Origin of the sequence: Actinomadura gamaensis (assembly GCF_042652125.1) — a bacterium.
GTDB classification, from domain to species: Bacteria; Actinomycetota; Actinomycetes; order Streptosporangiales; family Streptosporangiaceae; genus Spirillospora; species Spirillospora gamaensis.
On sequence record NZ_JBHSIT010000002.1, the window covers coordinates 404,091 to 426,053 of the forward strand.

At 74.8% G+C, this 21,963-nt stretch carries 16 protein-coding genes; 15 read left to right on the top strand and 1 reads right to left on the bottom strand.

The features are described from left to right. The first annotated feature begins 77 nt into the window (after positions 1-77). From ACFPCY_RS07725 to ACFPCY_RS07750, 6 genes are all read left to right on the top strand, one after another. On the top strand, positions 78-1,562 hold the full coding sequence (locus ACFPCY_RS07725) for an amino acid permease (RefSeq protein ID WP_378252941.1): 1,485 nt from the start codon (positions 78-80) through the stop codon (positions 1,560-1,562). Continuing rightward, positions 1,559-2,977: an aldehyde dehydrogenase (NADP(+)) gene (locus ACFPCY_RS07730; RefSeq protein ID WP_378252942.1), complete on the top strand. Its 1,419-nt coding sequence runs from the start codon at positions 1,559-1,561 to the stop codon at positions 2,975-2,977. Before ACFPCY_RS07725 ends, ACFPCY_RS07730 begins: the two co-directional genes overlap by 4 nt. A 200-nt stretch (positions 2,978-3,177) precedes the next feature. Next, positions 3,178-4,848, top strand: coding sequence for a serine/threonine-protein kinase (locus tag ACFPCY_RS07735; RefSeq protein WP_378252943.1), 1,671 nt, complete (start codon positions 3,178-3,180; stop codon positions 4,846-4,848). 74 nt (positions 4,849-4,922) lie between these two features. Further along, the gene (locus tag ACFPCY_RS07740; protein ID WP_378252944.1) at positions 4,923-6,221 is read left to right on the top strand and encodes an extracellular solute-binding protein; all 1,299 of its coding nucleotides are present in this window, start codon (positions 4,923-4,925) and stop codon (positions 6,219-6,221) included. A 266-nt stretch (positions 6,222-6,487) separates the two neighbouring features. Next, entirely contained in the window at positions 6,488-7,294 is an 807-nt protein-coding gene (locus ACFPCY_RS07745) for a carbohydrate ABC transporter permease (RefSeq protein WP_378252945.1), read from the top strand. After that, positions 7,287-8,114 carry a carbohydrate ABC transporter permease gene (locus ACFPCY_RS07750; protein WP_378252946.1) on the top strand — a complete coding sequence of 276 codons (828 nt, stop codon included), beginning with the start codon at positions 7,287-7,289 and terminating at the stop codon, positions 8,112-8,114. The genes ACFPCY_RS07745 and ACFPCY_RS07750 overlap by 8 nt, the downstream gene beginning before the upstream one ends. A 25-nt stretch (positions 8,115-8,139) precedes the next feature. On the opposite strand, the gene ACFPCY_RS07755 is transcribed toward ACFPCY_RS07750, so the two are convergent. Next, positions 8,140-9,168: a GlxA family transcriptional regulator gene (locus tag ACFPCY_RS07755; protein ID WP_378252947.1), complete on the bottom strand. Its 1,029-nt coding sequence runs from the start codon at positions 9,166-9,168 to the stop codon at positions 8,140-8,142. Between the two features lie 72 nt (positions 9,169-9,240). Between ACFPCY_RS07755 and ACFPCY_RS07760 the strand changes: the two genes are divergently transcribed. The 9 genes from ACFPCY_RS07760 (at position 9,241) to ACFPCY_RS07800 (ending at position 21,868) form a co-directional block, all read left to right on the top strand. Further along, complete coding sequence (locus ACFPCY_RS07760; protein WP_378252948.1) at positions 9,241-10,788, top strand: APC family permease; 1,548 nt, start codon at positions 9,241-9,243, stop codon at positions 10,786-10,788. Positions 10,789-10,843: 55 nt separating this feature from the next. Then, positions 10,844-11,275: a VOC family protein gene (locus ACFPCY_RS07765; RefSeq protein ID WP_378252949.1), complete on the top strand. Its 432-nt coding sequence runs from the start codon at positions 10,844-10,846 to the stop codon at positions 11,273-11,275. Between the two features lie 212 nt (positions 11,276-11,487). Further along, positions 11,488-13,230 carry an amidase family protein gene (locus ACFPCY_RS07770; RefSeq protein WP_378252950.1) on the top strand — a complete coding sequence of 581 codons (1,743 nt, stop codon included), beginning with the start codon at positions 11,488-11,490 and terminating at the stop codon, positions 13,228-13,230. A 480-nt stretch (positions 13,231-13,710) separates the two neighbouring features. Continuing rightward, positions 13,711-14,709: a ParB/RepB/Spo0J family partition protein gene (locus ACFPCY_RS07775; protein ID WP_378252951.1), complete on the top strand. Its 999-nt coding sequence runs from the start codon at positions 13,711-13,713 to the stop codon at positions 14,707-14,709. Positions 14,710-14,833: 124 nt separating this feature from the next. Beyond that, positions 14,834-17,320, top strand: a complete 2,487-nt coding sequence (gene pepN / locus ACFPCY_RS07780; protein WP_378252952.1) for an aminopeptidase N — start codon at positions 14,834-14,836, stop codon at positions 17,318-17,320. Beyond that, a complete protein-coding gene (locus ACFPCY_RS07785) occupies positions 17,317-18,354 on the top strand; it encodes an FAD-dependent oxidoreductase (protein WP_378252953.1) in 1,038 nt (345 codons plus the stop codon). The genes pepN and ACFPCY_RS07785 overlap by 4 nt, the downstream gene beginning before the upstream one ends. A 198-nt stretch (positions 18,355-18,552) precedes the next feature. Beyond that, the gene (locus tag ACFPCY_RS07790) at positions 18,553-19,581 is read left to right on the top strand and encodes a 3-oxoacyl-[acyl-carrier-protein] synthase III C-terminal domain-containing protein (protein WP_378252954.1); all 1,029 of its coding nucleotides are present in this window, start codon (positions 18,553-18,555) and stop codon (positions 19,579-19,581) included. Positions 19,582-19,597: 16 nt separating this feature from the next. Continuing rightward, positions 19,598-21,610 (top strand): HAD-IIIC family phosphatase, encoded by a 2,013-nt coding sequence (locus ACFPCY_RS07795; protein ID WP_378252955.1) that lies wholly within the window; start codon positions 19,598-19,600, stop codon positions 21,608-21,610. Next, a complete protein-coding gene (locus ACFPCY_RS07800) occupies positions 21,611-21,868 on the top strand; it encodes an acyl carrier protein (RefSeq protein WP_378252956.1) in 258 nt (85 codons plus the stop codon). The last annotated feature ends 95 nt before the right edge of the window (positions 21,869-21,963 follow it).

Below are 21,963 nucleotides of genomic sequence, written 5' to 3' on the forward strand. Positions count from 1 at the left end.
CGCGCCCCTCGGCGCGCTTCTTCTCCGGGTGACCCCACCCGTTCACCACCCCCTCGACCTCCCCGGAGGTGCCCCGTATGTCCCGACTCATGCCCGAAACCAGGTCCGGTCCGCCACCGCGACCGCTGTCGCGGTCCGGGGTGTTCCGGCTGAAGCCGGTCGACACGTCCGAGGCGGAGCAGGCCGGCGGGCTGCGCCGCACGATGGGCCTGTGGCAGCTCGTCGCGCTCAGCCTCGGCGGCCTCGTCGGCGCCGGCGTGTTCTCGCTCGCGGGCGTCGTCGCCCACGAGGACGCCGGACCCGGCGTCATGATCTCGTTCCTCATCGCGATCGTCGCCAGCGCCGCCGCGGCGCTGTGCTACGCCGAGTTCGCCGGGATGATCCCGAAGGCCGGGTCGGCCTACACCTACTCCTACGCGGCGCTCGGCGAGCTGGTCGGCTGGGCGATCGGCTGGGACCTCCTGCTGGAGTACACCGCGATCGTCGCGGTCGTCGCCATCGCGATCTCCGGCTACCTGTCCTACCTGTTCGGCCAGATGGGCCTGGACCTGCCGGACTGGATGCTCGGCGCGCCCGGCACCGGCGCGGGTCACAAGGTGGACCTGTTCGCCGCGCTGCTGTGCCTGCTCCTGGCGTTCGTGCTGTCGCGCGGCACCAAGGAGTCGGCCCGGTTCGAGACCGTCCTGGTCGTGGTGAAGCTCGCGATCGTCGCGCTCGTCATCGTCGTCGGGGCGTTCCACATCTCCGGCGGCAACTACACGCCGTTCCTGCCGTTCGGCGTCGGCGGCGCGATCTCCGGCGCGGCCACCACGTTCTTCGCCGTGTACGGCTACGACGCGATGAGCGCCGCCGCCGAGGAGAGCGCGGAGGCCAAGAAGGTCCTGCCGCGCGCGATCGTCATCTCGCTGGTCATCGCGGCCGCCATCTACATCGCGGTCTGCCTGGTGCTGCTCGGCATGGTGAAGTACACCGAGATCGACACCAAGAGCCCGTTCTCCAGCGCGCTCGCCTCGGTCGGGTTCGCCTGGCTCGGGACGGTCGTGGCGATCGGCGCGGTCGTCGGCATCACGACCTCCGCGCTGGCGAACATGCTGGCCGTGACGCGCGTCTGGTTCTCGATGAGCCGGGACGGCCTGCTGCCCGCCTGGTTCGCCCGCAACCACGCGACCCGCGCCGTCCCGACGCGGGTGATCTGGCTCGTCGGCGCCGGCTCGGCCGTGATCGCCGGGCTGCTGCCCATCCGCGAGGCCGCCGACCTCACCAACATCGGCATCCTGATGGCGTTCATCGTCGTCTCGGCGGCGGTGGTGGTGCTCCGCCGCACCCGTCCGGACCTGCCGCGCTCGTTCCGGACGCCGCTGGTGCCGCTCGTCCCGCTCGTCGGCATCGCCTTCGCGATCTGGCTGATCGCCAACCTGGACTGGGTCACCTGGGTCCGGTTCGCGGTGTGGATGGTCCTGGGCCTGATCGTGTACGCCTGCTACGGGTACCGGCACTCCGCGGAGCGCGGCTCCGCCGGGGACGCCGTCCCGCAGTCCGACCCCGAAGGGAGAACCCCGTGAGCGAGTCCGCTGTCGACACCGTGGTCGCGGCGGCGGCCGAGGCCGCGCCCGAGTGGGCCGCCGCGCCGCGCAGCCGCTCGTCGGCCCTGGTCGCGGTCGCCGGCGCGCTGGAGGCGCACCGGGAGGAGCTGGTCGGGCTCGCCGACGCCGAGGCGCACCTCGGCCCGGCCCGCCTGAACGGCGAGCTGACCCGCACGACGTTCCAGCTCAAGCTGTTCGCCGAGCAGGTCGCCGAGGGACGCTACCTGGACGTCCGGATCGACCGTCCCGACCCCGACTGGCCCACCGGCCCGCGCCCCGACCTGCGCCGTTACCGGACGGCCCTCGGCCCGGTGCTGGTGTTCGCGGCCGGCAACTTCCCGTTCGCGTTCAGCGTCGCGGGCGGCGACACCGCCTCGGCGTGGGCGGCGGGCTGCCCGGTCGTGGTGAAGGCGCACCCCGGCCACCCCCGGCTGTCCCGGCGCACCGCCGAGATCGTCTCGGCCGCGCTGCACGAGGCGGGCGCGCCGGACGGCGTGTTCGCGCTGATCGAGGGCGAGGACGCGGGCGTCGAGGCGCTCCGCCACCCGGGGATCACCGCCGCCGCGTTCACCGGATCCCAGCGCGGCGGCCTCGCGCTCGCGCGGATCGCCGCCGAACGGCCGCTGCCGATCCCGTTCTACGGCGAGCTCGGCAGCGTCAACCCCGTCGTCGTCACGCCCGCCGCCGCCAAGGCGCGCACGGACGAGATCGCCGACGGCTACACCGCGTCGGTGACGCAGGGCGCGGGCCAGTTCTGCACCAACCCCGGCCTGGCGTTCCTCCCGGCGGACGGCGACCTGCTCGACGCCGTCGCCACCCGGATCAGCGCCGCGTCGTCCGCGCCCATGCTGAACGACCGGATCGCCGAGGGCTTCACGGGCGCCTCGCGGGCGCTGGCGGGCCGTCCGGGCGCCCGGACGATCGTGTGGCCGGACGACCCGACCGCCCCGCGCCTGGTCGCGATGGACCTGGCCGCGTTCACCGCCGACATGGAGGCCGCGTCCGAGGAGTGCTTCGGACCGCTCGGCCTGGCCGTCCTGTACGAGCGGACCGAGGACGTGACGGCCGCGCTCGCCGCGCTTCCCGGCCAGCTCACCGCGTCCCTGCACGCCGAACCGGAGGAGGCCGCGGGACTCGGCGCGCTCGCCGCCGTCCTCGCGGACCGCGCCGGACGCGTCCTGTGGAACCAGTGGCCGACCGGCGTGTCGGTCACGCACGCGATGCAGCACGGCGGGCCGTTCCCGGCGACGGTCGGCCCGGCGTCCACCTCGGTCGGGACGGCCGCGATCGAGCGCTTCCTGCGCCCGGTCTCCTACCAGAACTGCCCCCAGGAGCTGCTGCCGCCGCCGCTGCGCGACGACAACCCCTGGAACGTGCCGCAGAGCATCGCCTGACGCAGGCCGCCCCGCGCGCCGCGGCGGCCGTCCCGAAGCGCGCTCCGGGACGGCCGCCGCCGTACGCAAGGCCCGTGGCGCGTACGTAAGGGCCGTCGTGGTGGTTCGACCGTGGCCGCAGTCGGCCGCCCGGCCCGGCCGGTACCCCGCCGTGACCTCCGCGTGCGCAGGATGGGGACGAGGTGCTGCCGGGAGGCGCGATGGACGCAACCGCCGGCTCGCTCGACCCCCTGGGCGCAGGGGATCCGGGCACGGTCGGTCCCTACCCCCTCCTCGCCCGCCTGGGCGCGGGGTCCATGGGCCGGGTCTACCTCGGCCGCTCCGCCGCCGGACGGCTCGTCGCGGTCAAGACCGTGCACGCGGCGCTCGCCGACGACCCCGACTTCCGGGAGCGGTTCGCGCGCGAGGTCGGCGCCGTCCGCCGGGTCAGCGGCGTGTACACCGCGCCGGTCATCGCCGCCGACGCCGACGCGCCGGTGCCGTGGCTGGCCACCGCGTTCGTCCCCGCGCCGTCGCTGGAGCGGCTCGTCAAGGCGGCGGGCCCGCTGCCGGTGGACGCGGTGCGGTGGCTCGCGGCCGGATGCGCCGAGGCGCTGGAGTCCATCCACGCCGCGGGCCTCGTGCACCGCGATCTCAAGCCGTCCAACGTGCTGGTCGCCTCGGACGGGCCGCGCGTCATCGACTTCGGCCTCGCGCGCATCGCCGAGCGCGCCGGGATGACGCTCAGCCGCGCCACCGTCGGCACGCCCGCGTTCATGGCGCCCGAGCAGGCGCACAGCACCCGGGACGTGACCAGCGCGAGCGACGTGTACTCGCTCGGCGCGACGCTGCTGTACGCCGCGACCGGGCACGGCCCCTACCCCGGCCGGACCGTGCTCGAACTGGTCGCGCAGCTCCTCGGCGAGGACCCGGACCTGGCCGGGCTCCCGCCCGGTCTCGCCGAACTCGTCGGCGGCTGCCTCGCCCGCGCGCCGCGCGCCCGTCCCACCCCGGCGGAGATCGTCGCGATGGTCGCGCCGGGCCTGCGCGCCGACACCGGCCCCGACCCCGCGCGCACCTACCTGCCCGCCGCCGCGCTCGCCGTCGTGGACGCGCACCGCGCCGGGCCGACCGTCCGCCTGACTCAGCCGTCCCGCTTCACCGACCCCCGCTCGAACGCTCGTGGCGGCGCTCGCTCGGACGGCCGCGCCGAGGGGCGGCGGGGCACTGATCCGGGATCGGAACTCACCCGTCCCGAAGCGGGCGGGCCGTCCACCGGGGGCGGGCCGCCGGACGCGCAAGGGATGGGTCTCCAGTACGGCTCGGACGGGTCGTTCCCGCAGCGCGACCCGTACGGGACGGACGCCTCGTACTCCGAGCGCGGCACGCGCGGGCACGGCCGCCGGAAGCGGCCCGGCGGCCTGGCCACGCCGCTGACCGCCGCCGCGATCGCGGCCGTCCTGATCGGCGTCGGCGCGGTGCTCGGGCGCTACCTCACGCCCGGCGGCGACACCTCGAATCCGCCGGACCGCGGGCCCGTGCTCACGCGGCAGAGCGACGGCGACCCGCCACCGCCGCCCGGCGGCGAGAGCGAGAGCCCGGGGACGGCGCCGAAGCTGGTGGTGAACCAGCCGCGCGGGGACGGCTCGACCACGTTCGTCGTCCACGGGTCGGGCTGGCGGGCGGGCGAGTCGGTGCGGCTGACCCTGGACGGCTCGCACCGCGCGCCGCGCCCGTGCGTCACCGACCGGCGCGGCACCTTCAACTACGCGGTCAACCAGGAGCAGGAGTTCGTCACCGGGGCGCTGCCACCCGGCCGGCACCGCGTCACCGCCGCCCCGGCGGACCGGCATGGAACGCCCGTCACGGTGTGGTTCACGGTCCTCCGATGATTTCCTACCAAACCGGGGGAGATCACACCGCGGGACGCTTGACGCTGCCCCGACCGGCCTAGATAGTGATCACCATGCTTGAGCGGCCGTTCCGATTCCTGCGACCCGCCGCCGTGGTCGCCGCCCTGTCGCTGGCCGCCGCGTGCGGCGGCGGATCGTCGGACAAGTCGCCCGGGGGAGGCGGTCCCGGCCCGGCGACGTTCACCTACTGGACGACGAGCTGGACGCCGGACCAGATCAACCAGATCGACGCCGACTTCGCCAGGGCGCATCCGGGGCTGCACGCCAAGGGGCAGTTCATCGCGAGCGCCGACCAGTACCTCCCCAAGGTCATCTCGGCGATCAAGTCGAACACCCAGCCGACCGTCCTGCTCACGCAGAACGCCTCCGACCTGCCGGAGATCGCGCAGAGCGGCAAGCTGATCCCGCTCGGCGGGGACCTGAAGCAGCAGACCGACGGCCTCTATCCCGGCATCAAGGACGCGCTGTTCTACAAGGGCGAGCAGCTCGGCTTCGCCCGCTCCGGCGTCGGCGACATCGTGCTGTTCTACAACAAGAAGGACTTCAAGGACGCCGGTATCGCGCAGCCGCCCGCGACCTGGACCGAGCTCGTCGAGGACGCCAAGAAGCTGACCGATCCGGCCAAGAAGCGGTTCGGCTACTACGTCCCGCTCGGCGAGGCCGAGTGGATCACCTTCGCGTGGATGCCGCTGCTGCGCGCCAACGGCGGCGACCTGCTCAGCCCGGACGGCTCGAAGTCGGCGTTCAACTCCCCGCAGGGCGTGAAGGCGCTCCAGACGTGGCTCGACCTGATGGGCGCCAAGGCCGCGCCGACCACCAGCTTCGCGCAGGCGGGCAGCTTCGACGGCGCACCCGCGTTCGCCAGCCGCACCGTGTCGATGATGGCGAACGGCCAGTGGGCCGTGGACACCTTCAAGAAGGCCGGGATCGACTTCGGCGTCGCGCCGCTGCCGCGCGGTGACGCGGGCCAGTCCACGTCGGTGGGCATGGAGGTCGCGGCGCTGCTGAAGACGTCCAAGGCGCAGGAGCGGGCCGGTCTCGAGTTCATCAAGTACCTGGCGACGCCGCAGGTCGGCGCGCACCTGGCGGCGGTGAACGGCGGCCTGCCGTCCGCGCCGGACCAGCTCCAGCAGCCGGAGCTGAAGGAGCACATCGCCAAGGACCCGTACTACCGGACCTTCGCCGACAGCCTCGGGTTCGGCAAGGGACGTCCGATGACCCCGGCCTACAACGCGGTCTCCGAGGCGCTCTACACCGAGATCAACAAGGCGCTGCGCGGCCAGGAGACGGCGCAGCAGGCCCTCGCGAACGCCGCCGCCAAGGCCGACTCGGCGCTCAAGGAGCAGGGCTGAGCCCGGCCGCCGCCCCGGACGCCGGTCGCGTCCGAAGCGACGGACGCGCCGGTCGCGACGGACGCGCCGGTCGCGACGGACGCGCCGGTCGCGCCGGTCGCGCCGGTCGCGCCGGTCGCGCCGGTCGCGCCGGTGGCAGTCGCGTTCGCGGCGCGGGTCGTCCGCGAGACGCCCGGCGACCGCGGGGACGCGGCCGTCCGCGCGGCGACCGGCGCACCTGGGGCCTGGCGTACCTGTTCGTTGCGCCGACGGTCCTGCTGACCGTCGTGTTCTCCGTCGTGCCGCTGGCGATGCTCGGGTGGCGCAGCCTGCAGAAGGGCAACGTCTTCGGGACGTCCCTGCGGTTCGTGGGGCTGCGCAACTACCGGGAGATGCTCGCCGAGGGCGGCGGACACGCGCTCGGCGTCACCGCCGAGTACACCGTGGCGTTCGTGCTGCTGACGATGGTGCTCGGGCTCGTCCTCGCGCTGCTGCTGAACGCGAAGGTGCCCGGCGCGCGCCGGCTGCGCGCGCCGTTCGTCATCCCGCTCGTCGTGCCCGCCGTCGCGACCGCGCTCATCTGGGGGAACCTGTTCGCGCCCCGGTTCGGGCTGCTCAACCGGCTGCTGACCGGGCTCGGCCTGGCCGAGATCGACTTCGTCTCCCGGCCGGGGCCCGCGCTGGCCATGGTGATCCTCTTCGGCACCTGGCAGTTCTTCGGGCAGAACGTCATCCTCTACCTGGCCGCGCTGAAGACCCTCCCGCAGGACGTGCTGGAGGCGGCCGGTGTGGACGGCGCGGGCGCCTGGCAGCGCTTCCGGTACATGCAGTGGCCGATGCTGCGCCGCAACACCCTGCTCATCCTGGTCGTCACGACGCTGACGGGGCTCCAGACGTTCACCCAGATCTACGTCCTCACCTCGGGCGGCCCGGACGGCGCGACCCGCACCGCCCTCTACTACGTCTACGACGAGGGCTTCGCCAAGTTCGACGCGGGCCGCGCCGACGCGATGGGGATGGTGCTGTTCCTGCTGTCCCTCGCGGTCACCGGGCTGCAGATCGCCGTGCTGGGCCGGAGGGACGAGCGTGCCTAGGATCCTCGCCCACCGCGCGGCGGTCTACGCGCTGCTCGCCGCCGCCGTGCTCATCGTCATGTTCCCGCTGGTCTGGATGGCGCTGACCGCCGTGAAGTCCAACGGGCAGATCATCAACCCGGCCGCGCCGCTCTGGCCGACCGAGTGGCACTGGTCGAACATCCCGGACGCCTGGGGCAAGGCACCGTTCGCGCGCTGGTTTGTCAACACGGTGGTCTTCGCGGTGGCCGCCACGGCCGGCCAGCTCGCCGCCGGGATGCTCGCCGGCTACGCGTTCGCGATGTTCGACTTCCCCGGCCGCAGGACGCTGTTCGTCCTCGCGTTGAGCGGCCTGATGATCCCGTTCAGCGCGATCATCGTGCCGGTCGCGCAGATCCTCGGCGACCTGCACTGGCTGAACACCTACCAGGGGCTGATCGTCCCGAACATCGCCTCCGGCCTGGCGACGTTCCTGTTCCGGCAGTTCTTCCTCGGCGCGCCGCACCAGCTCGCCGAGGCCGCCCGCATCGACGGCGCGTCCGAGCTGCGGATCTTCTGGCAGGTGTACGCGCCGCTCGCGCGGCCCGCGACGGCCGCGCTCGGCATCATCCTGTTCCTCCAGAACTGGAACAACTTCCTGTTCCCGCTGATCGCCGTGAACACCACGAAGATGCAGGTGATCTCGCAGGGCCTCGCGGTCTTCCAGGCGCAGATGACGACGCAGACCCAGTACAACCTGATCATGTCGGCGTCGCTGATCGCGATCGTCCCGGTGCTGCTGGTCGCGGTCGCCGCGCAGCGGCACATCGTGGAAGGCATCACGCTCGGCGCGGTCGACTGAGCGCCCCCGGAGGACGAGCCCGGCGTCAGTTCTGGGCGACCAGGTCGGGGCGGGGGAGCGTCGCCGGGGCCGGGGCGTGCTCGGCCCGCGCGGCGGACGCCCGGTAGCGGAACACGTGCCGGTACGACTGCGGCGACACCCCGGTCACCCGCCCGAAGTGGTAGCGCAGGTTGGCGGCGTTGCCGAAGCCGGTGTCGCGGGCGACCTCCTCGATCGGCAGGTCGGTCGTCTCCAGCAGCTCCTGCGCGAGCCGGACGCGCTGCTGGAGCAGCCATTGCAGCGGCGTGATGCCGAGCGTGTCGCGGAACCGCCGGGCCAGCGTCCGCTCGCTCAGGTGCGCGACCCGCGCGAGCTGCGGCACCGTCAGCGGCAGGTGCAGCCGCTCGGCCGCCCAGCGCAGCACCGGCGCGAGGTCGCCGTCCCGCTCGCCGCCGACCGCCGGACGGGTCACCTGCGCCTGGCCGCCCTCGCGGTGCGGCGGGACGACCATCCGGCGCGCCACCTCGCCCGCGACGGCCGCGCCGTGGTCCTGCCGCAGCAGGTGCAGGCACACGTCGATCGCGGCGCCCGAGCCCGCCGTGGTGACCACGTCGCCGTGGTCGATGTAGAGCGGCGAGGAGTCGAGCTCCACCGCGGGGAAGCGGTGCGCGAAGTCGCCGGCGTTCATCCAGTGCGTGGTCGCGCGGCGGCCGTCCAGCAGTCCGGCGGCGGCGAGGACGTAGGCGCCCGTGCAGAGCGCGACGATGCGACGGCCCCGCCGGTGCGCCTCGCGCACCGCCGCGACCAGCTCGGGCGGCGGGGCGAGCTGCGCGGGCCGCGCCAGCGCCGCGACCACGACGGTGTCGGCGTCGGGGAGGTCGGCGAAGCGGTGCCCGGCGTGCAGGCTGAGCCCGCCGGTGGACGGCAGCGGACCGGCCTCGGCGGCGCACATCCTCAGCTCGTACCAGGGATCGACCAGGTCGCTGCGGTCGGTCCCGAAGACCTCGCACGGGACGGCCAGCTCGAACACCGGCGTCCCGGAGGTCACGGCCAGCCCCACGACGTGTCCGCTCATGGCAGGAATTCTACGCACGCCGTCGCTTCTGTCGCTGGCGGCGAAGGGGTGTTCAACCGACGCTTGGACCTTGTGAACGACACTCGAGTGAACGGCTCCGGCACCGGCGGCGCCGAAGGGGAGACCGGCGGCGCGGGCGCCGCGGGAGGAATCGCCGCGGGCGTCACGGGCGAGACCGGCGCGGTCGCCGCGGTCGCGACCGGTGCGGGCGCCACGGTCGGCGCGGTCGGCCCAAGCGTCGCGGACGGCGCGGACGGCGCGCGCGCCGCGGACGGCGCCGGCAGCGCGGGCGGCACGGGCCGCGCGGGTGGCGCGGTCGGCGCGGTTCATGCGGGACGCCTCACGCTCGGGCAGGGCACCGCGATGTACGTCGGCGCGGTCCTCGGCACCGGCGTGATCGCGCTGCCCGCGCTCGCCGCCCGCGCGGCCGGACCCGCCTCCCTGCTCGCCTGGGCGCTGCTGGTCGTGATGTCCGCCCCGCTCGCCGCGACGTTCGCCGCGCTCGGCGCGCGCCACCCCGACGCGGGCGGCGTGTCCACCTACGCGCGGCTGGCCTTCGGCGGACGCGCCGCCGCCGTCGTCGGCTGGTGCTTCTACTTCGCCGTCCCGCCGGGCGCCGCCGCCGCGGCGCTGTTCGGCGGCGCGTACGTCGCCGAGGCCGCGGGCGGCGGGCGGGGGACCGTCCTGCTCACCGCCGCGCTGCTCATGGTCGTCGTCACCGCCGCCAACGCGGTCGGCGTCCAGGCGTCCGGACGGCTCCAGTTCGCGCTCGCCGGGCTGCTGGTCGTCCTGCTGCTGGTCTCGGTCGCGCTGTCGCTGCCGCACGCCCGGAGCGGCAACCTGGAGCCGTTCGCCCCGCACGGCTGGACGGCGGTCGGGTCCGCGGCGGCGCTGCTGGTGTGGAGCTTCGCGGGCTGGGAGGCGATCACGCACCTGGCCGCCGAGTTCCGCCGTCCGGCGCGGGACCTGCCCCGCGCGACCGGCGCGGCGGTCGGGATCGTCGGGGTGCTCTACCTGCTGGTCGCCTTCGCGATCATCGCCGTGCTCGGGCCGGGCGCGGCCGACTCGGCCGCGCCGCTCGGCGAGCTGATGGCGCGCGGGCTCGGCGGCGGCGCGCGCTGGCTCGCGGCCGGGGCCGCCCTGCTGCTCACCCTCGGCGCGATGAACGCCTACTACGCCGGGGCCGCCAAGCTCGGCTCGGCGCTCGGCCGGGACGGCGCGCTGCCGTCCTGGCTCGGCCGGGGCAGCGTGGCGGGGGAGGTGCCGCGGCGCAGCCTGGCCGCCAACTCCGCGCTGTCGTTCCTGTGCCTGGCGGCCGTCGGCGCGACCGACGTCGGGCCGAAGCCGCTCGTCCTGCTCACCACCGGCTCGTTCGTCACCGTGTACGCGATCGGCGTCGCGGCGGCGCTGCGGCTGCTGCCCCGCCGGACCGCCGGGTGGTACGCGGCGGCCGTCGCGCTCGTCTCGGTCGCCGCGCTGCTGCTGATGTCCGGCCGGTACCTGCTGTGGCCGCTGGTGGTGACCGGGGCGTCCCTGCTCTACCTGCGCCGCCGCCGGGCCGCCGCGCCCGTCGCCGCACCGGACGGCACGGCCGAGCCGCAACCCGCCGAGACCGCCTGACCGCCCGCAGCCCCAAGCCCACGCCGCACGACCTCGACGAGACGGAGGACCCCCGGTGATACTCGGCATCGACCACATCGGCCTCGCGACCGACGACCCGGACGGCGTCGCGCCGTTCCTGTCCGCGCTGGGCCTCGCGGCCTCCGACCGGGGCGTCGCCGAGGCGTACGGCGTCGCGTGCGAGTTCTGGCACCGTCCCGGGGAGCCCGCCCACCCCGCCGTCGAGCTGGTGTCGCCGGCCGGGGACGACTCGTCCGTCGCCGGACGGCTCGCCGACCCGGGCCCCGGCCTCTACCACCTCGCCTTCACCGTGGACGACCTGGAGGCCGACCTCGCCAAGCTGCGCGCGCAGGGCTTCACGGCCGTGGACCGCGAGCCCTGCGCGGGCGCGCGGCCGGGCATGCGCGTCGCGTTCCTCTACGCGCGGCGTCCGGCGGGGCTGCTCGTGGAGCTCGTCCAGTATGACGATCACCCCGCGGCGGGATGAACGGCAGGATTTTGACGAAAGGCGGCAGAACCTCCCCTCGCCGGAACGCGGCGGACGGTCCACGTTGATCTCCATGAGCCTTCTGACCGCCCCCGGCCCCGCTCCCCGCCCCGCCGTCTCCCGCCCGCCGGGAACCCCTGCCCCGGTGAAGCGCGGCGGAGTGTCGTGGGTGTGACGGGCCGTTGACACCCCCTTCCCCGCCTGGAGATCCCGTGAATGATTCCGAGCGACCCTTCGGGGCCGTCCCCGACGCGGACGACCTGGAGCGGCTCGCCACCGACCTCGGCCTCGGCCTGACCCGGGCCGAGCTCGCCGAGTACGCCCCGCTCGTCCGCCGCCGCCTGGACGCCTACTCCCGGCTGGACGAGCTGGAACCGGCCCCGCCGCCGTGGCGGCCCCGGCCGCGCGACCCCGGCTCGCCCCCGGCGGGCCGCGCCGACCCCCGCGACGGCTGGTCCTGGCGCTGCTCGCTGCGGTACTCCGGCGCCGGCCCCCTCGCCGGACGCCGGGTCGCGGTGCAGGACGACATCGCCGTCGCGGGCCTGCCGATGCGGCTCGGGTCGCCGCTGCTGTCCGGGTTCGCGCCCGGCGAGGACGCCACGGTCGTCACCCGGATGCTGGAGGCCGGGGCCGAGATCGTCGGCAAGACCGCCGCCGCGGACGACGGCGTGGGCGGGACCGCCGGCCCCGGCTCCTCGGGCCGCGCGGGTCCGGGCGACCTGAACGGCTTGGAGTCCCTGAACGGGCACGGCGGCCTCACCGGAGGCTGCGGTGCGACCGGCTGCGGCGTCCCGGACGACCACGGCGTGCCGAGGAGCGCCGCAGGCCCGGACGCCGGGCGCGGCGGCGCTCCCGGCGCGGTGCCCCGGCCGCGCAACCCCCACGACCCGGCGCGGCTTGCGGGCGGACCGTCCGGCGGCAGCGCCGTGGTGCTCGCGACGGGCCAGGCGGACCTCGCAATCGGCACCGACCACGGCGGCGAGCTGCGCGTCCCGGCTGCCTGGTGCGGCTGCGTCGCGCACAAGCCGACCTACGGGCTCGTCCCGCTCACCGGCGCCTTCCCGTTCGAGCGCACCCTGGACCACCTCGGGCCGATGGCGCGCGCCGTCGCCGACTGCGCGCTGCTGCTGGAGGTCCTCGCGGGCGCGGACGGCCTCGACCCCCGCCAGCAGGTGGACCTCGGGATGCGCGGCTACCGCCGCTACCTCGACGCCGACGCGCGGGGCACCCGGATCGCGGTCCTGCGCGAAGGCTTCGACATCCCCGGCGTGTCCGAGCCGGACGTGGACGCCGCCGTCCTCGACGCCCTCGACGGCCTCTCGCGCGCGGGCGCGCGGGTGGAGGAGGTGTCGGTGCCGCTGCACCGCGACGGCCCGGCCATCTGGAGCGCCGTCGCGCACCAGGGCATGACCGACCTGACGCTGCGCGGCGACGCCGCCGCGACGAACTGGGGCGGGCACGTCGAGCCCGAGCTGGTCCGCCACCACCGCAGGGCCCGCTGGACGCGTCCGGACGCGCTGCCGCCCGCCGCCGTTGTGCACGCGCTCGCGGGCGCGTACGCCACCGCGCGCTTCGGCCACTACTACTACGCGAAGGCGCAGGCGCTGGCCCGCGAGCTGCGGCGCAGGTACGAGACGGTCCTGGAACGTTTCGACGTGCTCGCGCTGCCGACCGTCCCGATGAAGGCCCCCGTGGGCGGGGCGTCCGGGACGGCGTCCGCGGTGTCCCTCGCCTTCGACAGCGCCCGGAACACGATGCCGTTCGACGCGACCGGGAACCCGGCGCTGAGCGTCCCGTGCGGCTTCTCCGAGGGCCTTCCGGTGGGCCTGATGTTCGTGGGCCGGTGCTTCGACGACGAGACCGTGCTGCGCGTCGGGCACGCCTACGAGAACGCGCGCGGAGCGCTCGTCGCGCCCGCCATGCGACGGCTGGAAGGGCGGCCGACCAGGGCCTGAGCCGAAGGAAAATCACCCGAGCCGGGGCCCGGGCGAGCCGATCTCAGGCGCGCCCGGGTTTCGGCGCTTCCCGGAGCCGGGTTACGGCTCTGTATCCGCCCGGTGAGTCGACGCCGGCCGCGAGACCCGCAAGGGCGTCGGCTGTGGTCGCGGCTACCGCGCGGTCGGACGGCCGGGACGCCGGGTCCGCATCGGCGACTTGTGCCAGAAATTCCCCGAACTCTCCGTGAAGGAGCTGGTAAAAAAATGTAGTCGCCGGGCGTTGACAATGAACCCTTGCGCCGGATTGTCTCACGTGTAACTGTGGTCGGGCGGCCAAAGATCGTTAACACGACGGCCGTACTCGCGGGCTTTATCAGGTCCACAGGTAAAGGCGATGGGAGCGTCGAACGTAATGCCCGGGGAGCCTTCTTACAGATGGCACGCAGTGAACACGAGACAAACCATCGGTGCAGCGCCTGAGCAGGGAGGCCCGGAGTCGTGAGTCCTGAACGCGGGACGGCCGAAGCGGCGGTCCGGGCTCCCCAGGCGTTCGACGACCAGACCGTCCACACCGTACGGATCGACAAGCTCCTCCCCGCCGACTCGCCGAGGCTGGCGGGGGAGGACCTGGAGCACGCGCGGGCCCTGGCCGACGTGGAGACGCCGCTGCCGCCGATCCTGGTGCACCGGCCGACGATGCGGGTCATCGACGGCATGCACCGGCTGCGCGCGGCGGTCATCCGCGGCCACGAGACCATCGAGGCCCGCTTCTTCGACGGCCCCGAGCAGGCGGCGTTCCTGCTCGCGGTCCGGGAGAACATCGCGCACGGCCTGCCGCTGACCTCGGCGGACCGGGAGGCCGCGGCGCTGCGCATCCTGCGCGCGCACCCCGACTGGTCCGACCGCGCGGTCGCGCTGGCCGCCGGGGTCTCCACCCGCCGGGTGGCGCTGGTGCGCGGGCGTTCGACTGACGCGGTGCGGCAGTCGAACGCCCGGGTGGGCCGGGACGGGCGGCTGCGTCCGCTGGACGGCGCGGCGGGGCGGCTGCGCGCCAGCGAGATCGTGCGCGCGCGCCCGGAGGCGTCCCTGCGGGAGATCGCCCGGGAGGCGGGGATCTCCGTGGCGACCGCCCGTGACGTCCGCGAACGCCTGCGGCTCGGCGAGGATCCGCTGCCCCCCAGGCAGCGCGGCGACGCCGGGACCGACGCCGGCGCGACGGTCGCGCCGCGCCCGGCGCGGGCCCCCGAGTGGTCGGTGGAGTGGCCGGTCGTGCGGCAGAAGCTCCGGCAGGACCCGGCGCTGCGGTACGCCCAGTCGGGCCGCGCGTTCCTGCAGTGGCTCGACAGCCGGGTGATCAGCGGCGAGGAGCTGCGCGGGATCGTGGAGTCGGTGCCGCCGCACTGGGTGGACGAGATCGCCGCGCTCGCGCTGGTCTGCGCCGAGCACTGGCGGGAGATCGCCCGGGAGTTGGAGGACCGCCGGCAGGCCACCGCCTGAGCCGCCGGCCGAAACGTGGCGGGCCCGCGTCGCGAATTTGTCGGGACGCGGGCGTTTCTTATGGCTCGTTGACGTTATCCCGCTCCGTCTCCGACCATTCTTTCGTCGAAGTGGAGGAATGCCGATGCCCAGTCTCACCCATGCCGAAGCCAGGACGCGCGGCGCTCTTGTGGACGTCCACTCCTATCAGGTAGGGCTCGATCTCACCGGGACGGGGGAGACCTTTCGCTCGGTCACCACCGTGCGTTTCGGCGCCGAACCCGGCGCCGAGACCTTTGTCGACGTCGCGCCCGAGACGCTGCTGTCGGCGACGCTGAACGGCCGCGACCTGCCGGTCGGCTCGCTCGACGACGGCCGCCTGCCGCTGCCCGGCCTGGCCGCCGGCAACGAGCTGACCGTGGTGGCCGACATGGCCTACTCCCGGCAGTGCGAGGGCCTGCACCGGTTCACCGACCCCGCCGACGGCCGGGTGTACGTCTACTCGTTCGTCTACCTCGACCACGCGCCCAAGGTCTTCGCGTGCTTCGACCAGCCCGACCTGAAGGCCCCCTACACCTTCGAGGTGACCTGCCCGGAGGACTGGACCGTCCTCGGCAACACCCCCGCCGAGCGCACCGGCCCCGGCACCTGGACGCTCGGACCGTCGCCCGCGCAGGCCACCTACCTCACCGCCCTGGTCGCCGGTCCGTACGCCGCGTTCTCGCACCGGCACGGCGAGGTCGAGCTCGGCTTCCACTGCCGCGAGTCCGAGCGGGCGGCGCTGGCCGCCGACGTCGCCGAGGTCTTCGAGATCACCGGGCAGGTCCTGGACGCCTGCGCCGAGATGTTCGGCATCGACTACCCGTTCGGCAAGCTCGACCAGGTGTTCGTCCCCGAGTTCAGCGTCCTGTCGCTGGACCACCCGGGCTGCGTCCTGCTCCGCGAGCAGTACCTGTTCAGCAGCGCCGCCGCCGAGAGCGAGCGGGAGACGCGGGCGGTCGTCCTCGCGCACGGCATCTCGCTGATGTGGCTCGCCGGCCTGGTCACCAACCGCTGGTGGGACGACCTGTGGCTCGGCCAGTCGCTCGCCGACTACATGGCGCACCGGCTCACCGCCGAGGCCACCCGGTTCCCCGGGCCGCCCACCACGTTCGCCGCGCGCCGCAAGGGCCAGGCGTACGTGCCCGACCAGCGGCCGTCCACGCACCCGGTCTGCCTGGAGGGCCCGGACGTCCGGACCGTCCAGCTGGAGCTGGACCGCATCTCCTACTTCAAGGGCCACTCGGTGTTCCGGCAGCTCGCCGCGCACATCGGCGACGACCGGCTGCGCGCCGCGCTGCGCACCTACTTCTCCCGGCACGGCTTCGGGACGGCGAGCTTCGCCGACTTCGTCGCCGCGCTGAGCGACTCGGTCGGGTCCGACATGTCCGGCTGGGCCGACTCCTGGTTCCGGACGTGCGACGTGGACACCCTCACGGCCGAGCTGACCGTCCGGGACGGCCGGATCGCCGCCGCCGCGATCCGGCAGACCGCGCCCGAACGCCATCCCGTCCTGCGCACGCACACCCTCGACGTCGGGCTGTACGGCGACGACGGCGAGCGGACCGTCCACCGGGTGCGGGTCGAGGGCGAGCGCACCGACCTGCCGGAGCTGGTCGGACGGCCCGCCCCGCGGCTGCTGCTGCCCAACGACGGCGACCTCGCCTACGCCAAGATCCGGTTCGATCCGGCGTCCCGCGCGGCGCTGCCGGAGCTGCTGCCGGAACTGGCGCCGATCAACCGCGCGATGGTGTGGTGCGCGCTGCTGCTCGGCGTGCAGGACGGCGTCGTCCCGGCCGCCGAGCACCTGGGCCTCGTCCGCCGGATGGTCGCCGGCGAGCCGGAGCTGTCCATCCTCGCCGAGGTGCTGGAGCAGGCGCGCGGCGACGTCGCCGACCGGTTCCTGCCGCCCGCCGAGCGGCCCGCCGCGATGGCGGCGGTCGCCGGCGCGCTGCGCGACCGCCTGGCGGCCACCGCGCCCGGCGACGAGCGCGCGCTGACGCTGTTCCGCGCGCTGGTCGACTTCAGCGCCGACACCACCGAGCTGCGCGGCTGGCTCGACGGCGCCGCGCCGCCCGCCGGGCTCGCCGTGGACACCGACCTGGCCTGGCGCATCCGGTACCGGCTCGCCGCGCTCGGCGGCGTGGACGAAGGCGAGATCACCAAGGCGCTGGCGGACGCCCCCGGCGCGGACGCCGACCAGGCCGCCGCGCGCTGCCTCGCCGCGCTGCCCGACCCCGCCGCCAAGGACCGCGCCTGGACGGCGATCACCACCGACACCGAGCTGTCCAACTACCGCCTCTGGGCGCTCGGCGAGGGCTTCTGGCAGCCGGAGCAGACCGAGCTGACCGCCCCCTACGTCGAGCGCTTCTTCGCCGAGATGCCCGACGCGGCCGGGCTGCGCGGCGACCTGGTCCTCGACCTGCTGCTCCGGTTTTTCTTCCCCCGCCTCGCCGCCGATCCCGCGACGCTGGAGCTGGCCGAGCGCACCCTGGCCCGCCCGGACCTCTCGCCGACCCTGACCCGCCGCATCGCCGACTACACCGACGACCTGCGCCGCGTGGTCAGGGCCCGCGCCGCCCACACCCGATGAGCGGCGGCGGACGGATCGCCGTCGTCGGCGGCGGGGTCGCCGGGGCGGTGCTGGCGCTGCGCCTGCGGGAGCGGCGGGACGGTCCGGAGGTGGAGCTGTTCACCGGGCCGGACGCCGGACGGGCCGACGCGTCCGCGGCGTCCGGCGGGATGGTTCGCGCGTTCGAGACCGATCCGGAGGCGAGCCGGCTGGCCGCGGAGAGCCTGGCGGAGCTGCGCGGGGACGCGCGGTTGCGCGAGCGGGCGCGGTTCCGCGAGCACGCCGCCGTCTACGTCGCCCGGCCCGGCACGGACCTGGCCGCCTCGCTCGCGGTCGTCGAGGAGGTGCTGCCCGGCGCGGCCGAACTCACCGACGCCGGCCGGATCGCGCGCGAATACGGCTTGCACGGCCTGACGGCCGGCGCGCCCGGCGTCGTTGAACGGCGCGCGGGACATCTGTCGCCGGACGCGCTGAGAACCGCCGCGCTAGAAGATCTCGCCAAGCTCGGCGGCGCCGTCCGCGCCGGTCCGGTGGCGCGCGTCGGGGACGGCCCGTCGGTGAAGCTCGCCGACGGTTCCGCGCGCGGCTTCGACGCGGTGGTCGTCGCGGCCGGAGCCTGGACGGAACGGCTGCTCGCCGCGAGCGGCCTGCCCGGCGGCGGGTTCCGGACGCGGCAGATCCAGTACACGCTGTGCCGCGCGGCCCGCGACGCGCTCCCGTCGTTCGTGGACGAGGAGAGCGGGCTCTACGGCCGTCCGGACGGCCCCGGACGGCTCCTGCTCGGCCTGCCGACCGTCCGCTGGGACGTCGATCCCGACGCGACCGTCCCGGACCGGGTGCTCGCGGCACGGGTCGTGGAGGACGCGGCGCGGTTCCTCGGCACGCCCGTCGCGCCGGAACGCACCGTCGCCTCCTTCGACTGCTTCCTGGACCCGCCGGGGCTGGAGCTGCGTCCGGTGGCCGGCGGCGTCTTCACCTTCACCGGCGGCAGCGGCGGCGCTGCCAAGACCGTCCTCGCCGCCGCCCGCGCCGCCGTTCGGGCGCTCACAGGCTGACCCCTGGGTCAACAGAATCCGGCCGCCTTTTCCGGGCGGCCGGATTATTTTTTCTTTTCCCGTGTTCAACTGCGGCACCGCGCCGGTCGAACAGCGCCGTTCACCTTTTCGCATTGTCTTTCGGGGATCTCCGGGCGATGCTTTTCCAGGCCGCGACGAAGAGGCCGATTTGTTATGACCCGCAGAGAGGCAATGGCGATGACGCGACCGCCCGTGGAATTCGGGATCACCGGATTCGGATACGCCTTCGGGCAGGACCAGGACGTCGAGGAGGCGGCCCCGTCCTACGTGCCCGACCCCGAACGCATCCTGCGGTGGGGCTACCACACCTTCCATCGCGCCCCCGGCGGCGTGACCGCCGTGGACCTGGCCGCGGACGCCGCCCGGGACGCGCTGGAGCGCGGCGGCCTGGCGGTCGGCGACGTGGACCTGCTCGTCCTGGCCCACTCCGAGCTGCCCGACTACCCGCACTGGGACTCCTCGACCGCGCTGGCCCGCGCGCTCGGCTCCGACCACGTCGAGACGCTGCTGCTGAACGAGGGCTGCGCGTCCGGGGTGACCGGGCTCGGCATCGTCGCGGGACTGCTCGCGATCCGGCCCGAGCTCTCCACCGTCCTGTTCGTCGCGGTGAACCGGGTCAGCGAGTTCCACCGAAACCGGATGACCGTCAACAACGCCGTGCACAGCGACGGCGCGGTCGCCGCCGTGCTGCGCCGCGGCCACGAGCGCAACCGCTGGCTCGCCACCGAGCAGATCATCGACGCGGACCTGACCGACTGGTTCCGCACCGACTACGGCGGCGCGGTCGCCCCCGTCCCGCCCGAGGGCTGGACGGCGAAGGACGCGCCCGCCGGGCACGAGCGCGTGCAGGCGCACTTCGCCAAGGACCCGTCCAGGCTGCGGGCCTTCGCCCAGGCGGCGGTGGACCGCTCGGTCGAGGTCGTGGACGCCGCCTGCCGCCGCGCCGGGGTCACCCGCGACGAGGTGACCCACTACGTCTACATCAACGACCCGGACGGCATCACCGACCTCGCGCCGCTGCTGGACGTCCCGCTGGAGCGCACCAATCTGGACGCCGCCCGCGCGCACGGCCACATGGGCGCCGCCGACCAGCTGACCGCGCTCGGCGAGCTCACCGCCAAGGGCTCGGTCCGGCCGGGCGACCTGGTCGCGCTGGGCGGGATCTCCATCGGCATGCGCTGGTACTGCTCGCTGGTCCGGGCCTGAGCTGAGGGACACGCAGATGACCGAGACCTCGTCCGCTCCCCGGAGCGCCGCCGACCCCGCCACTTCCCCGAATGCCGCCGACCCCGCCGCTTCCCCGAACGCCGCCGCTTCCCCGAACGCCGCCGATCCGGCCGCCGCGCTGCTCGACGGGCTGCGCCGCACCGTCCGCGCCGGTGACGCGCCCGGCCCGGCCGCCCGCCGGGCCCTGCTCGAACTCGCCGACCCGAGCGCCGCCCGCACCGCCGGACGCGTCCTCGCCCGGATGGACGCGCCGGACGCGGGGCTCCGCGACGTGCGCGTCACCATCCACGCGACCTGCACCATCGGGCCGCTGGAGCAACTGCTGCGCACCCAGCTCGTCGGCGCCGGCTTCCGGCCCGACATCGTCAAGGGCGAGTACGGCTCGTTCGAGATCACGCTCGCCACCGGGGCCACCGGGGCCACCGGGGCCACCGGGGCCACCGGGGCCGCCGGCGGACCCGCCGACCCGGACCTGCTGGTGCTGCTGGTCGACGCCGGGTTCCTGCTCCCGCGCGACTGGAGCCCGGCCGAGCCGCTCGCGCTGGAGGAGCACGTCGAGCACCGGCTGCGCGAGCTGCGCGGCCTGGTCGAGGGCGTCGCCGACCGGACGGCCGCCACGCTCGTCCTGCACACCGTCCCGCTGCCCGCCGAGGTGCGCGACACCTTCGTCAGCCTGGACGGCCGCGCCCGCTTCGCCGCCCTCTGGCACCGCGTCAACGCCGAGCTGCTGAAGCTGGCGGCGGACCGCCCGCAGATCGCCGCGCTGGACCTGGCCGGCGCGCTCGCCGACAGCCCGTTCGCCGCCCGCGACGCCCGCCTGCACCGCTACGGCGACCTGCCCTACACCGACGGCGCGCTGCTGGTGCTCGCGAACGAGATCCGCCGCGTCGCCCAGGCGCGCGCGGGCCTGTCCCGCAAGGTGCTGGCCCTCGACCTGGACAACACGCTGTGGGGCGGCGTCCTCGGCGAGGTCGGCGCGGGCGGCGTCCAGCTCGGCGGCCTCTACCCGGGCAACGCCTACCTCGACCTCCAGCGCACCGCGCGGCGGCTCCGCGACCAGGGCGTCGTCCTGGTGCTGGCCAGCAAGAACGACGCCGGCCCGGTGGACGAGGCGCTCGCCGGGCACCCCGAGATGGCGCTGCGCGCGGACGCCTTCTCGGTCCGCGCGGTCAACTGGGGCGCCAAGTCGGAGAACCTCGTCCGCGCCGCCGAGTCCCTGGGCCTCGCGGTCGGGTCGTTCGTCTTCATGGACGACTCGGACTTCGAACGCGCCCAGGTCGCCGACGCGCTGCCGGACGTCGCGGTCGTGTCGGCCGCCGGGGACCCGGCCGGCCTGCCCGGCGCGCTGCTGCGGCACGGCTGGTTCGACGTCCCGGCCCTCACCGACACCGACCGCAAGCGGCCCGAGCTGTACCGCAAGCGCGCCGAGCGGCAGGACTTCTCGTCCGGGTTCCGGACCTCCGAGGAGTTCCTGCACGCGCTCGCCGTCCGGGTGGACGTCGCGCCCGCCACCGAGTTCACCGTCGGCCGGATCGCGCAGCTCGCCGCCCGCACCAACCAGTTCAACCTGACCGGCGAGCGGTTCGACGAGGCCGCCACCGCGCGGATGGCGGCGTCCGGCGGCCACGTCGTCGCCTCCATCGCGGTCGCCGACCGGTTCGGCGACGAGGGCGTGGTCGGCGCGTTCTGGGTCGAGCGCGGCCCGGAGACCTGGCGGGTGCTGAACCTCGTCATGAGCTGCCGCGTCCTCGGCCGGGGCGTCGAGCAGGCCGCGCTCGGCTGGCTCGCAGACCGCGCGAGGGAGGCGGGCGCGGCGCGGATCGAGGGCCGGTACGTCCGCTCCGACCGCAACGCCGTCTCGGCCGACCTGTGGACCCGCGCGGGCTTCGTCCCCGCGCCCGGCGCGGACGCCGAGGCGGGGCCCTTCGTCCTGGACCTCGCCGCCGCCCCCGACCTCACCCCCGCCTGGATCTCGACCCGCTCGACACGCGAAGGGAGCGCCGCCTGAATGGACGGCACGAACACCGTGGAAACGGTCACGGAAATCATCGAGGAAGTGCTCGGAGAAATACCGGGAGAATTGTCGCCCGACGATGTGCTGGCCGCCCGTAAATGGGACAGCATCGCCTCGCTCGAAGCGCTCGCGCAATTGGAGGGCAGGTTCGGCGTGAGCCTCGATCTGCGCCGCTTCCACGCCGCGCGCACCGCCGCGGAGATGGCGGACCTGGTGGACGAGCGGCTCGCCGTCCGGGCCGGCGGCGCGTGAACCGCCCGAGCGGCGTCCCCCGTCCCGTCCCCGGCCCCGTCACCCGACCCGTCATCCGAACCAGCGCGTCCGGAGCCACCGCTCCGGGAGTCAAG

What these genes read in the sequence shown, in the direction of transcription:
- ACFPCY_RS07725 (WP_378252941.1), top strand. Translation starts at nt 78, where the DNA reads ATGTCCCGACTCATGCCCGAAACCAGGTCCGGTCCGCCACCGCGACCG.
- ACFPCY_RS07735 (WP_378252943.1), top strand. Translation starts at nt 3,178, where the DNA reads ATGGACGCAACCGCCGGCTCGCTCGACCCCCTGGGCGCAGGGGATCCG.
- ACFPCY_RS07740 (WP_378252944.1), top strand. Translation starts at nt 4,923, where the DNA reads ATGCTTGAGCGGCCGTTCCGATTCCTGCGACCCGCCGCCGTGGTCGCC.
- ACFPCY_RS07755 (WP_378252947.1), bottom strand. Translation starts at nt 9,168, where the DNA reads ATGAGCGGACACGTCGTGGGGCTGGCCGTGACCTCCGGGACGCCGGTG.
- pepN (WP_378252952.1), top strand. Translation starts at nt 14,834, where the DNA reads ATGCCCAGTCTCACCCATGCCGAAGCCAGGACGCGCGGCGCTCTTGTG.
- ACFPCY_RS07785 (WP_378252953.1), top strand. Translation starts at nt 17,317, where the DNA reads ATGAGCGGCGGCGGACGGATCGCCGTCGTCGGCGGCGGGGTCGCCGGG.
- ACFPCY_RS07790 (WP_378252954.1), top strand. Translation starts at nt 18,553, where the DNA reads ATGACGCGACCGCCCGTGGAATTCGGGATCACCGGATTCGGATACGCC.
- ACFPCY_RS07795 (WP_378252955.1), top strand. Translation starts at nt 19,598, where the DNA reads ATGACCGAGACCTCGTCCGCTCCCCGGAGCGCCGCCGACCCCGCCACT.
- ACFPCY_RS07800 (WP_378252956.1), top strand. Translation starts at nt 21,611, where the DNA reads ATGGACGGCACGAACACCGTGGAAACGGTCACGGAAATCATCGAGGAA.